Source organism: bacterium (assembly GCA_021158245.1).
Classification (GTDB): domain Bacteria; phylum Zhuqueibacterota; class QNDG01; order QNDG01; family QNDG01; genus QNDG01.
In genome coordinates this window covers 15,382-29,265 of sequence record JAGGVB010000044.1, presented here as the reverse complement: position 1 = coordinate 29,265, position 13,884 = coordinate 15,382, and the positions used below count along the sequence as shown (strand labels likewise).

Annotated in this window: 10 protein-coding genes; 3 read left to right on the top strand and 7 right to left on the bottom strand. The window is 38.4% G+C overall.

Annotated elements, in window-relative coordinates:
* Positions 1–8 precede the first annotated feature (8 nt).
* The 3 genes from J7K93_02290 to J7K93_02280 are packed head-to-tail and all read left to right on the top strand — an operon-like array spanning position 9 to position 3,620.
* Positions 9–1,595: a GWxTD domain-containing protein gene (locus J7K93_02290; protein MCD6115820.1), complete on the top strand. Its 1,587-nt coding sequence runs from the start codon at positions 9–11 to the stop codon at positions 1,593–1,595.
* The gene (locus J7K93_02285) at positions 1,592–2,323 is read left to right on the top strand and encodes a hypothetical protein (GenBank protein ID MCD6115819.1); all 732 of its coding nucleotides are present in this window, start codon (positions 1,592–1,594) and stop codon (positions 2,321–2,323) included. The genes J7K93_02290 and J7K93_02285 overlap by 4 nt, the downstream gene beginning before the upstream one ends.
* Before the next feature lie 19 nt (positions 2,324–2,342).
* Positions 2,343–3,620, top strand: coding sequence for an outer membrane protein transport protein (locus tag J7K93_02280; protein MCD6115818.1), 1,278 nt, complete (start codon positions 2,343–2,345; stop codon positions 3,618–3,620).
* A 95-nt stretch (positions 3,621–3,715) separates the two neighbouring features.
* On the opposite strand, the gene J7K93_02275 is transcribed toward J7K93_02280, so the two are convergent.
* Genes J7K93_02275 through J7K93_02245 form a run of 7 tightly spaced genes read right to left on the bottom strand, consistent with a single transcriptional unit; the run spans position 3,716 to position 13,796 of the window.
* Positions 3,716–4,804, bottom strand: coding sequence for a TonB family protein (locus tag J7K93_02275; protein MCD6115817.1), 1,089 nt, complete (start codon positions 4,802–4,804; stop codon positions 3,716–3,718).
* A 28-nt stretch (positions 4,805–4,832) separates the two neighbouring features.
* Complete coding sequence (locus J7K93_02270) at positions 4,833–5,327, bottom strand: biopolymer transporter ExbD (protein ID MCD6115816.1); 495 nt, start codon at positions 5,325–5,327, stop codon at positions 4,833–4,835.
* A 14-nt stretch (positions 5,328–5,341) separates the two neighbouring features.
* Positions 5,342–5,881 (bottom strand): biopolymer transporter ExbD, encoded by a 540-nt coding sequence (locus J7K93_02265; GenBank protein MCD6115815.1) that lies wholly within the window; start codon positions 5,879–5,881, stop codon positions 5,342–5,344.
* Between the two features lies 1 nt (position 5,882).
* Positions 5,883–6,536, bottom strand: a complete 654-nt coding sequence (locus J7K93_02260) for a MotA/TolQ/ExbB proton channel family protein (protein MCD6115814.1) — start codon at positions 6,534–6,536, stop codon at positions 5,883–5,885.
* 29 nt (positions 6,537–6,565) lie between these two features.
* On the bottom strand, positions 6,566–6,940 hold the full coding sequence (locus tag J7K93_02255) for a hypothetical protein (GenBank protein MCD6115813.1): 375 nt from the start codon (positions 6,938–6,940) through the stop codon (positions 6,566–6,568).
* Positions 6,937–11,283: a tetratricopeptide repeat protein gene (locus J7K93_02250; GenBank protein ID MCD6115812.1), complete on the bottom strand. Its 4,347-nt coding sequence runs from the start codon at positions 11,281–11,283 to the stop codon at positions 6,937–6,939. Before J7K93_02250 ends, J7K93_02255 begins: the two co-directional genes overlap by 4 nt.
* The gene (locus tag J7K93_02245; protein ID MCD6115811.1) at positions 11,280–13,796 is read right to left on the bottom strand and encodes a tetratricopeptide repeat protein; all 2,517 of its coding nucleotides are present in this window, start codon (positions 13,794–13,796) and stop codon (positions 11,280–11,282) included. The genes J7K93_02250 and J7K93_02245 overlap by 4 nt, the downstream gene beginning before the upstream one ends.
* Positions 13,797–13,884 lie beyond the last annotated feature (88 nt).

Genomic DNA, 13,884 nt, shown 5'->3' with positions numbered 1-13,884 from the left:
GAGAGGCCATGGCAGAAATAGTAAAATATCTCAGGAAGAAATTAGTACTGAACGTACTTGTTGCTGCGTTAATGCTATTTTTTGCAGCAGTTTCTTCCTCCTCTGCCGGGGGAAATGAGGATGGGGGAAAAAATTTCAATATATGTAAAAAATTTATCCATGAACGCTTGTGGAGTCAGGCAGTATCCTGCTGCAGCACTTTTGTGAGCAAACATCCAAAGAGTTTATTCACCGATGATGCAATGTTCTGGCAGGGTTTTTCCCTTGAGCAGTTAAAAGGACGTGATGTAGAAGCTTTAAAAATATTCCAGGAGCTGGCTGCAAAATTTCCCGAAAGCTCATGGGCAGATGATGCTTCTGTCCATCAGATAATTCTTGCAAAACGCCTCTGTAAAAAAGGAAACAGACAATATTTAAATATTATATACCCCTTCCTCAGCAGCAGAGATTCAACTATTCAGTTCCAGGCTGCGCTAACCCTTGGCGAATTAAAAGACAAAAAGGCTATTCCTGTTCTGGAACAATTTGTCCTGTCAGGCAATAAGGAGACAGCAAAGCTTTCACTTGAAGCTATACAAATTTTTTCAGGGGAAATTAAAAAATCACCTGAATTATCTGCTGGACACAATGTTAAAAAATACAGCGAAGTACCGGATCATAAAAATGATATGGCAATTATTAAAGAAAAGCTATCCGTGAAAGGGAACAATTGGACAGATGATAAACTATTTTTAAACGGCTTTTTTCATATTATTCCGCATAAAGAGCTGGCATTCTTTCTTTCTCTTGATATTCAATGGGATAGAAAAGAATGGCTTCGTAAATTCTGGGCAAAGCGTGACCCTACACCCACTACAAAAGAGAACGAAGCAGAAGAAGAGTTCCAGCGCAGAGTCCTTTTTGCCTATGACAATTTTGGACTGAGCACGCCCAATGATAATGACGATTTTTACCCTCCATGGGATTCCAGAGGAGAAGTTTATATTAAATTCGGGAAACCTGATAAAATTGAAAAAATTAATAAATACTGGGAAAAGTGGATATTTTACAGATACAGAATAATTTTCAAAGTTGCCGTAAACAGAAATAATGCCGACTCTCAGGGTATCAGGTTAAGTACAATATCAAAATATATTTATCGGAGAGCCCTGCATAAAAAAAGAATCTACTACATTAAAAAACATCACTTTTTCTTTATATATAAGCCTTTTGATAAATTTAAAAAAATTGAGAGATTTAATCTTTATCTCAAAAAAACCAAACGAGCAGGTAATAGAGTTTTCGTCCGATTCGGCTTCTCATTTCCATCATGGAATCTTAGGCTAAAAAACAGTGATAATAAAACAATATCAGCAGAATATCGATACAGATGGGTTATCTATGATAATGACTACAATATTATTAAAAAAGTAGAGAAAAGTACAAACCTTGCATTTAAATCCAAAAAAAGTTTTTATGAAAAAATAATCAAAAAAGATATCTTTTTATCTATTCCTCCGGGTTCATATTTGCTGGCTCTTAGAATAGATGACCTGAATTCAAACAGAATCGGAATTTTTACTAAAAAATTTACAATTATAGGAGGTTTAAAATGAAAAAAATCCTGCTTTCCACCCTCCTCTTTCTCCTTGCAATCTCTGTATCAGGGTGTTACACACACCTCATGCTTCGTCAGAATACAAGGGTAGTAAAGGGAGATGATTACATTGTTGTTGAAGAACCTTTGGATGATGTTTCAGAAAACTTTAACGATGATGTCCCAATTTATGATGATTATGAAACATGGGATTGGGGGCTCTGTTTTGATCCTTTCTATAGTCCGTACTACTCTCCCTGGTATAACATTTGGCCGTGGCCTGTTTTCTACTCTTATTCTTATCCTTACTTATATTCAAACTGGTATAGTGGATTTTATTCAGGATTTGGCTTCTATTTATACCCATATTCCAACTACACATCAGTATTGAAAAACAAGAGGCGTCATTTTGACCGAAGAGAGCCTTTCAGCAGATTTTCTTCAACGGAAAATGGAAGCAGTATAAATAAAATCTCTGCATTTTCATTAAACAGAAACACCTCATTGAATAATGTTAACAGATTACTAAGAATCAGAAAACCGGTGCAAAAGAAAAAATTTAACTTTATTAACAAACTTCGTGAAACTTATCATAGGATTTCCAGGTATAATTCTGGAAACAGTGTCTCAATTGGAAGTATTACAGAAGCTATATCACGCAGGGCATCATCTAGCAGCAGTTCCGGAACTTCATCACATTCAAGAAGTTCTTCTAACTCATCAGGCAGCCGCAGAAAACGAAAATAATTTGACTGGAGGAATTTACATGAAAAAGCGAATTTTTATCATTTTATCTCTTTCCCTGATTTGGCTGAATTTATATTCACAGGATATCCCGTTTATCATGGGAAGATCATGGGTATCAGGGTTTAAAGCAGCTTCATTGGGCGGAGCTTTTACAGCTGTTGCAGATGACTATTCAGCTGGTTTTTACAACCCTGCAGGCCTTGGCCAAATAAAAAAAATTACGGGCGGAGTCTCAATCGGCCATCTCTCCATTACCAACAGCTCTACATTCGGAGGGATTGAAACAACCGAAAATTCATCCTATACGGGATTGAATTCCTTCGGTATTGCCATACCTGTACCCACTTATCAGGGAAGCCTTGTTTTCGGAATCAATTATCAAAAAATCCGGGAATTTGACAACTCCCTGTACGTATCCATGTTAAACAACGCTCCCGGGGATTCTGTTCAGATGTCGTATAATGAGCTTGAACAGGGCTCTCTTTCAGCCATCTCATTCAGCGGTGCAATTGAAGTTGCTCCGCAGGTGTATTTGGGAGGCTCTGTAAATTTCTGGTCAGGAAATGATGACTACCTGTGGAGATATACGGAATCTGACAATGTATATGACATATGGACATTTAACAACTACAAAAAAACCACCACAATCAATACCGGTTATACGGGTTTAAATTTTACCGGAGGCATTCTCTACTATCTTAACAAAAATATAAGATTCGGCATTACAGCTGAAACACCATTGACTTTGACAGGAAAAGAGGATTGGTCCTATCAGGAAAAGACATTGTGGGACGATAATGCAACGACTACGGATTCTACTGATAATGGATTTACAGAATATAAGATCAGCTCTCCATATATTTTCCGTGCGGGCCTTTCAATTAAACAGGGCCCTGTTATGATAACCGGCAGCGCTGAATTCCTTGATTACAGCCAGATTAAATATAAAAACACCGGCTATATAGAAGATGAAGAACAAAATGTTGAAATCAGGCAGAAATATCAAAACGTAACAAATCTCTCTGTAGGAGGAGAACTTGCCCTGCCCAACACTCCGGTAATTTTGCGGGGAGGGTATAGAATTAACAAATCACCGTTAAAACATGTCTCAAGTGATCTTGACAGAAAAATCATATCCTTTGGCGCAGAATTAAAGGTTAATGATCAGTTCTCCATTGGCTGTTTGTATCAGATGAGCTCATGGAAAAACAAAAACCAGGCCGATAATAATATAATTGAAAAAGAGAATATAGATGCTAAAAAATTATCTTTTGCTTTAATTTATCGCGGAAAATAAGCCATCACAGCTTAGTAAGATAGTTAAAAGGCTGCATACTAAACAAACACGTGCAGCCTTTTTTATTTCTTCACACTCATTAAAACTAAAATATTTTAATACCCGAAAGACCATGCCTGTCTGAAAGTAACATCACCCTCAGCTTCATTTATAGGTTTAAAATTTTTCCATAAACGAATACGGGAAAGAATACATCTTTCGACACGCCTGTTATTAAGTGTTGAGGATACTATCTCCGCCTTTACAACTCTGCCTGCAGGAGACACAGTAATACGTACCATAATTTTACCTTTAAGAGTGGGGTTGCGTTTCAACTCCCGTTCATAACAGTATCTGATAGCAGAATTGTGAGCAATCATGGCTTCCTGAATTGCAGAAGCACTTCGATATATTGATTTTCTGCCCCTGCCCTTTACCTGATCAGGAGCCTCAACAACAAGGCCGCCTTTTCTCTTCATAACGCTGGATCCTGCACTGCCGAGGTCGGAAACAAGATCATCAATAGTTGCAGATTTACCTTCTCTTCCTCCCCTGATTGATCCTCCTGTTCCTCCGCCTGCACTTCCTGTCGTGCCTCCGGGTTTCCCGCTTGTTTTCAAACCTGAGACAGAAGATAACACATCATCAAGATTTCCGCTTCCTGCACCGCTTCCTGATTTACCAAACACACTTTCAACTGAATTATTACTGCTCCCGTTTCCGGATGCAGTTATCAATGCCAAAATTCCTTTATTACTGACACTCCTCGTTACTGCTTCTCTGGTTTTTCTGCGTGCTTCCACAGCAGAAGCAGAAGAAGCCCTGCCTGGACTTCCGGGCCCTGCAAGGCTGCCTGTTTTTTCTCCCTTTGCCTTGCCGCCCTTCTTCTCAGCCGGTTCTTTCTCTTCGCTCTTCTTCTCATTTGCAGTACCAGTCTTCCCGCCTGTTTCACCGTTGCCTGTACCAACAACTTCTTCGCTCTTTACAGGTTCTGCCTGCAGGACAAACTTTGCAAATCTCTCCTGAATTCTCGTTATATCCTTTTGCGAGTATTTTGCTACAGGCCTCTGTGCAAGAAAAAAAACGATTATAAATTCAAATATAAGCGCTGCAACAAAGGCAGAAACAAATGTTCTGTCCCATTCGCTGAAAAAAGGTTTTTGAAATTCTTTCGCAATATCTCTTGTATTCATAAAGCTGGACACTAACCTCTCTGCTCGGAATATACTGTAACTATGCTTCTTTTTTATAAACAACCAGCCGCATATTCGGGTACGATGACTGTCCGCATGTGGCCATAACTTTAATTAATAACTTATAGGGAAGTGCTTTATCACCCTGGATTGTCACCTTACCGGAAAAATTTGCTCCGTAAAGCCTTTGCATATTTTTTGCTTCCCGTGCATATGTATCAAGCTCGGATTTAAGCGGTTCAATAATATACCCATCCTGATCCATTACCTGCTTTGTTTTTACTACAGCACGGCCGTTAACAAGAATCCAATCACTGGAAACTGTTACATCCAATCCCAGCTCAGGAGCATGCTGTACTATTGACGAAGGCAAAGTTAGATCCTTTGAAGGATTAATTAACTGTCCCTGAGTCGAATATGTCTTAAGCAGAAACACAAGTATAATGGTAAACATATCCATCATTGAAGTAAGCTGCAGTTTAACTTCGCCTGTATCCCGTTTACGCCTTTTTATTTTTGAAAATCCGTTTATCATAATTTTCCCGATTCTTAAAAAATTCCTGCACTCAACAATACATCAGGAAAAATATCCTGATACTCTTCATTAAGTTTAATAGCTCTTGATGCGTCCATTGTGCTTACAAGTGTCTGATAATCTATATTAGGTTCAGCCATAATAATTATTTTATCTGTGTCAGGGAACCTGTCTTTTGACTTCATCTTGATCTCATACAGCTTCTTCGTCAATCCTTCAAAATCATACTTTCCGTCTTTTAAAGCTATAGACGGTTCTCCCTTGTCTTTACCGCTTAAGACTGCCATAGAGCTCGAAATATAAAAGCCTTTATCAGTTATTGTAACTGCAAGGTCAAGTTTTTTAACTGCTTCCTGCGGCGTTTTATTAATTTTTGAAGAAATCGGGCCCTGAGAAGCAGAAGGCAGATTAAGTTCTATTACACCCAGCCTTACAAACTCGGCAGATGTAAGGAGAAGCGGTATCAGCACAACCATGAGATTCATCATCGGAGTTATATCCGTGTGAAGTACCTCATGCATGTGCTTTAGTTTTCGGGAAGGCCGAAGTGCCATTTTACTGCTCCTTCTCGGTAACAAGGTTTATTAGTTTAACTGTATGTTCATCTATTTCATCAATTATTTGATTTGTCTTATTATGGATGATTGTATAAAAAATAATTGCAGGTATGGCAATAGCCAGACCTGTCAGGGTCGTATTCATTGCAACTGAAATACCCTGAGCAAGGAGTGTGGATTTCTCAGCAACATCAATTCCTGGAACAGAAACAGAGCGGAATGCAAGAATAAGGCCGTAAATTGTTCCCATAAGCCCTATAAGAGTTGAGATATTACCAATCATTGCCAGATAGCTGGTTCTGGCCTGTAATTTAGGAATTATTTCCAGAGTTCCCTCATCAATGGCACTCTGCACTGATTTAAAATCCGGTGCTTTTGATTTGCTTGCACGGAGTAATCCCATAAGTACTATTCTAGGCAGAGCTTTCTCTTTTACGCTGCTGCATAGAGAAATTGCCCTTTTGTACTCTCCGGCTGCTACTAATTTTCTTACCTGAGACATAAACCGTCTTGAATCAATGTTTGATCTGATGTAGATATAATGAAACCTCTCGATCGTTATCGCTATCATAAAACCTGCTATCACTAACAGAGTCCACATAAAAATCCACCCGCTCCATCCGGGGGTGAAACTATGCCAAAATTCAGCCATATATTACCTCCTAACCTGTCACAATAAATTTATTTTCTTTTTCGTTTCAATGTCTTTTTTATACTTTTTACCCTGTCAAGTTCCTTTAATTCTTTTTCCGGTTTTGAAATTTCACCGACTCCTTCTTTTATCTCTTTACTAAAACTTCTCTCAAGCTCTATTTTAGTCATTTCAGGTTCTACCCTCTTTGGGACTATTATAACACCTGGTTTATCAACTCTGCCCTTGATCGTAATCTCATCAAGCACCATCTCATCGTTCTGCTTTTTCCCGTTCTTTTTAATCTGTGTTTTTACTTTTGCCTTTTTTGATTTTAACGTGTCCTGAAAAACAGGCCTGAAACTTGCATGCAGAGGTATAGAATATAGTGTTAAACCAATCAAAATCAATATAATATACTTCATTTTGATTTCTCCTTTACTGGAAGAGCCCAGCTAGGAATATACCTAATATCTATAACAGGTGCAATAGTTAAAAACTTCCTTCCCATTAAGCCTGCAATCGTCCTGTTTTCACCCTCTTTTATTAATGAACTGACAGGGAATACCGTCTCATATGACTCTTTTTTAAGAACTTTTTTGTTAAAAATCATTGAAATCCCTTGCCCCGGAGGTACTGTAATCTTCCCGGTTATCGGAATGCCGCTGACATCAACGCTTTTCAAAAGCATTAGGGTATCAACATCCTGTACTGATATTACCGTATCTCCATAAGACAGAGTTATGGAATCAGACAACCAAAAAGAAGAATCTGCCATTGATGGGTTGTATTTTCCCCACTTTTGATCAACTTTTTTCTTTATTTTTCTTGTTACAATTTTAAATCTCCAGCTTGTATCCGGTTTTGTACTAATAGCCTCAACAGTAACACTGTATTTTTTTGAAAATTCATCAGGTGATAATTTGACAAGCTCAATCGCCATCCATCTTGCTCCTGGAGTGGGTGAAGCAAATTGCTCTTCAGTTGAAAGTGCCTGCTGAAGAATGCCTTCTAGATGATCTTGCAGAAAATATATGTCGTCTTCATACGCAGCGAGGGCATCTTCATAAATTGCTTCTCCTGTTTTGCTGAATATTGAATCTGCAATACTGTGTTCTCTAAGGCATGATTTAATCAATGTTTCAACACTGTCTGATACATCAAGAGTGAAATCAACAATAGATTTTTGTATCTTCATAACAGAAGTATCAGGTACACCGATTTTCTGCCCTCTATACACACTGTTTTTTGCAAAAACAATCGTTGCCTTGGCAAATTTTGAGGCTAATTCAAGCATGTTAATTATTGCATTTACACTCTCAAGAGGAACAGCTTCCCCATTTTTTAGTGCCTTTTCCGTATACTTTTCCTTCAGAACATCAAAATAGTGGAAGGTATCGAATGTAAGATCTTCATATTCTTCTGTAAGAAGAGTCAGCCCTTCCAGTGCTTTAACTCTTGAAGCTTTAGTCCATTTGGTTGATATGGAAAGGCTGTCCGAAACTTGTAAATTCCTGTAATGAGCAGAAATAACCAGATTAATCAGGGGTTTTATTGCTTTTATCAGAACCTGGCTTCTGTATTCCGCTCTTTCAAGATTAGACATACCGGAAGGTATTGGCGCAGTCAACAAATGCTGAATTGATTCCCTGTTTACTTCTGCAAGGTTAAAAAGCACTTCTGTAATTTTTTCCTTTGAAGCTTCAAGCCACTTATTTGTAAGGTTTTTTAAGCTGTCTTGTATTGTGGAATCATTCAATGACTTTTTATCCTGAGTAAAACCCGTTTCTTTCATTAATTTCTCAAGTGTTCTCTCTGCTGTTTGATACGACTTTAAAGCTCTTCTTAATAAATTCGTGGTCTCCCTGCTTATATCACTTTTCTTTACTGCATACTTTGTAGGATCAAGCACAGGTATTTCCTGATCAGCCCAGGTGTCTGCAAATTTCTCCCACACATACCCAATCTTGTATATAGATTGAGGTAATCTGAAATTTGCAAATGCAATTACATTTGTATACCTTCCTGTCAAAGTGTCTAAAAGTGCTTTTTTTTGTTTTACTGAATTATTCAGCTTTTGTTCCGGAAGATAAAACCCAATTGCATCAAATCTTTCTTCTGCAAGCTCTGCTGCCCTGAACAATCCGTCGCATGCAGAATAGCTGTACTTTTCAGAATCCTTATCCTTTAATATATTCCAAAGCTTATAGGCTCTCATAAATGAATTTTCAGCTCTATGCTTCCATCCTATCCTGAGGCTTAAATTTCCTTCTTCGAAAGCTGCAGGAACGCACAAAGGTGAATTAGAAAAAACAGTCTGGAATTGATGATAGAAATTAATCGCTCCGGTTGTATCATTCATTGCCAGCAGATAAGTCCCCCTTTTATAGAACACATCCGGAGCATCAGGAGAATCTTTATACTCTATTGAATAGAGCTTGCTCTTCTCCAGAGCACCTACCCAATCTGACGCTTTCTCAAGAAAAACAATTGTGTTAAAAAGAACATCTCTTGCTTTTTCACCCTTAGTCAGCAGGCTGTAAAGATCTTCATAACATTTAGCGCCTTTTGTATACTCTTTTACCTGCCCATAATCAATTGCAAGATTATTAAGTGAAGGTTTTAGAAAAGGAGAATCCGCATATGATATTTTTAAAAGCTCATAAGCACGAATTGCAGAATCAAAATTCCCTACTGAATCGAACTCTTTGCCTGCATTAAAAAGTGCCCTGTCCGCAAATTCAATTTTGGGTGTTTCAAGTGCCATGCGGTAAAATTCATCGGCTGCTTCTTTTTTCTGCCCGCTGCTTGCAAGTGCCTGTGCTTTGAGGAAGATTGACTCACCCAGCCTTTTTTCAACCCTGGCTTTCATAGAATCAGGCATATTTTGGTTAAGCATTCTTTTTGCAAGTGCCTCAGCACTGGTATAATCCTTTTTCCCGAAATAGCTTTCCATAATTGAAAACTGTACCTTGTGTACTTCATCACTGTGCGGAAAATATTTTACCAAAGTTTTGAAATATTTTAATGCTTCTGCAAATTGATTGTGAACATAGTACAGGGCACCGGCATTTGCCAACACCTTTGGTGTACTGGAATCAAATGGGAATAGTTTAAGATAGTTATCAAAAGCCATTGCAAGCCAGCTTTCAGCAGAAGTAAGTGGCTCTGCAGCTTTATCTTTTGCAGAATCAGCAGATGTAATTTTATAGCCGGCACTTCTCCGCTCCTGCTGTACAAGTGAATCAGCAACAACAATTGCATTTTCTGCTGCATCTTTAAAAGTTGACAGCCCTTTTTCCCTTGCAAATTTTTCATATTTAGCAGAATTATACACAAGGCTTATCGTCAGATATTCCTGAAGTGCATCTTTATACTGATGCAATCTTGTATCAAGGATAAGAGCAATATTCCACCTGACATAATAAGCATTAATATTTTCCGGCAGCTCATCAAGATATTTCTTCCCTAAAGTTACAGCTTCCCTGAACAAATCATAACTGGATGCCTTTTCAGCCTTTCTGACCATTGTATTAAAATTGGCCCTGATGGCCTTTTCCACAAGTTCCAGCGCTTTCTGCTTTGCTGCAGCATCATTAACCTTTTTCCACCAGTTTGTATTCGATTTATAATTAAGAAAGAGCTTCTGCCTTGCAAAAAAAAGATCATTTTTATTCTCAAGAATCTGATAGCAAGTAATAATCTTCTGCTGAACAACAGGCGCTCCCCCTGAAAAAGGAGCATAACCCAAAAACTTATTGTAAGCTTCTACAGCTTTATTATACTCCTCTTTATCCTTCATGTAAACATCGCCGAGTTTCTCAAGAACATCCCGGCCCCAGACCGGTGATCCAATACCCCGCAGGTATTCCAGTGTTTTCTGAGGGCCTCCAAAATCAATGAAACTTATTGCAACATATTCTATTGCTTCGGAAGAAAGGTCTATTCTGCCGGCAAAAAGCTGTGGGTCATTAGCTTTTACAGCCTGCATATCTTCAACAAGTGTTGTAAAATAGCTTATAGCCTCCGGATATTTACTAAGGCGGTAATATGCCCATCCTATTTTATAAACAGCTTCATCATATCTCGGGCTGTTTTTATAATTGAGGACTCTCTTGTAATATTTTATTGCCGTATTAAGATCGTTTAAAGGAGGATTAAAATAGTATTCACCAAGCCTCATAAGTGATTCTGGCACATAAGGGCTTTCCGGATATGCTTCAATCAGATGCATATAAATTTGATTTGCTTTTTTATGATTATTCATCTCTTCAAACAGGAAGGCTTTGTTGTATACTGCATCATCAACAAGCTTGCTTTTCGGAAATTCATCAAGGATTCTTTGATAAATTGACAGAGATTTCGTAAATGTCATGGCTGGTTCTTCAGGTACACCTGGAGCCTTTCCGTTTTCGTAATCCTGAAGCACCTTGTCATAACCTTCCATTTTTACAAGATAATCGTTCTTTTCTTTATAATAATACAGATTTGCAAGGCGGGCAAGTATTTCATCAAGCACTTTAGTATCAGGGCGCGATGCAAGAAGGCGTTCTCCGTCTTCAATTCCGCGGGTTATAAGGTTCATCTTCTCCTGCTGAAGCTGCTCCAGTTCCTGAGCATAATAGGCTTTGTAACTCTGAAGCTCAGGCAAAGAAAGGTACCAGAAACTGGAATCCGACTTTGTCCCGACTGTTTGTGCAAAACCGCTGCCGATTATCAGGGAAAACAGTAATGCCGCTGAAATATTTTTAATCCGAAAAGTCATCATTCCTTTTTCACTCTCGGTTCATCCGGCTTCTCTTTTAATTTTCCTGCGGCGGACTCTCTCTTTTGTTTAATAAAATATTCATTCTTGAAAAATTTGTCTTTTTCCGATTTTTGCCGCTTTAGCGATTCAATCTGCATCTGCTCTTCAATTTTCTGAACATCACTCAGCAATCCCTGAATACGATTGTCCAGATCTTTACGCTTTGCTATAAAAATACCGTCAATATTATCTATAACCTGAGCTATATCTGCAATACGGTTGTCGTACTCCTTAATCCGCATGAAATTAATATTGCTGATACCGTATCCGCTGAAGCTTGCCCATTTATCAATCTCAACATTCTCCTCTTTCGGGAAATTCTCCTTAAGCCACACTTCATATTGATTGAGCCGTCTGTAATAATCCTCCAACTCCTCTTTTTTTATCTCCGCACGGATAAAAATTGAAAATTTATCTTCCTCTTTTGCCCTGTTTAAAATCTCTCCCGCCCCCTTGATATTTCTGATTGTCTTTTTCTTTTCTCTCATCATTTCCGAAATAAGCGCCTGAAAAGTATATCTTAAATACTCATTTAATCCAATTCTGCTTACTATTGATCTGTTGCCTGCTCCGCCGGATTCATTTGCAAAACGCTCTGTCTGATCCTGAACTGCTTTAATCAGCCCGCTTCTCAGGCTTCTTACTTCTCCGAGAAGTCTGCTGTCATGATTATTTCTTGCAAGTTCTTCAAGCCTGTCAAGCTCTCCGATTTTTGACAGCAGGTTCTGTACATCTCCGCCCTGCCTTTTATTTCTTGCATTCTGATCTTCCGATGCCCCCCGATCCTGCCATGAAACTGCGCCGTGCAGGAAGCTCCTGATTTTTGATACTTCCTTAAGCAGTCTTTGCTGCTGCTGCTCTTTTGGAGATACATTTAAACTCTTTTCAGAAATATCTCCTTTGGAACCTGCAGGATTAAGCACCTTCCCGGCAAGTGTACCTATCTGATATGCATCCTTCATATCCTGCATTGCTTCTTCGGAATATCCAAGCAGATCTTTTACGCTTGCAGCAAGGACTTTTGCTTCGTATGCATAATTTGACACCATTGATGTTTTCAGAAGTGTTTCAACGTCACGCAAAGCCTCTCCCGGCTTTCCCGCCCTGTACTCACTCCATGCCTTGCCGAGTACTGTAAGATCATAATGCGAATAATTTTTTTTCACTCTATCCAAATAAGAAACAGCTAATTCATCATTACCCTGGTCGTAATAAATAAGCCCCATTTTAAGGAGGGAATTATTTTTTATCTGTCCGAGAATAACATCCTTTCCGCCCCTATTTTCTTCATTTATCAATTTATTAAAAATACCTATTGCACGTTCTGTCTGCCCGAGGTTTGCATAGCAGGTTGCTTCAAGATAAAGGGAAGGATAATAGTATGTTGTTCCCTCCGGAACATTCCTAAGATACTTGAATATCTTTTCATATTGGCCTACCTTAAACAGAGAGTATCCTGAAAGGTATGACACAACACTTATACGCTCAGGATCAAGCTTATCCATTATGGGAATCAATTGGTCGTAGTATTTGTCTATCTTGTTAAAATTTCCGTATATGGAATAAATAAATATCAGTTTTACAAAAGCTTTGGGAGCATATTCGGAATTTGGGTATAACGTGACAACCAACGTATATTTTTGTATTGCCTCATCAAAAAAATTTCTTCCGTAAGCAGCTTCCCCGCTGAAATATAGAACATCATCAAGGATTGGAATATGAGTATATGTCTTTAAAATATCACCAAATTCAATTCTCGCAGTCTTCAGGTCACCTGCCTGATAATGCTCCAGAGCAGACCTTAATGCCCTGCGGAACATCCTGTCATACTCTGTCTGAGTTGCCGATTCCATTAATTTAACACGTAAAAACTCCCATCTCGACAACCTTGTTTTATATTCAAGTATTCTGTTGTACTTCCATTCTTCAAAAATATCTGCAGGATTCGGCCTACTAATACCAAATACTGCATCAGCCTGAGACACTTTCCCAACATTTCCATTTCCAATTTGTTTTCCGGCTTTTTGTGCAGTTTCACTCTTTGATGCCTCTTGTATTTTTACAGCATTAATACTTCCGCGCACAATATTTTTTACTCTTTCCCGCAATTTAGACAAAGCATCAAGCACTTTAAAATTAACTTTTTGTCTTGCCTTCCGCTCAAGAGAAGATATTTCATCAAGAAGAGAAACCGTACCCTGGAGCTCGTCAATGTAGTTTTCAACAACCTTCTTTCCAGGAGAAACAGTAGCATCAATATTTACAAGCCCATCAGACAATCCGTGGCTTTGTCGCGTTTTCAATTCTTCTGTTATATTTTTTGCAATATCAAGCAGAAATCTTTCTCTCGGCAGCATTGCTTTCTGAAATTCACCTGACTTCAAATGCAAATAGTAGCTTCCGCTCTTTTTTGAAAAATTGCTAATCTCCTGCGAATAAAGGCCGGCTGCAGTTGACAGTATAAGCCCAGGCATAATTATTTTTCTGGTAAAAAATAATAAGATATTGTTTTTATAAAAATTCACTGTTTTTCTCAACCCGCATGAATAATATGTCGTGATT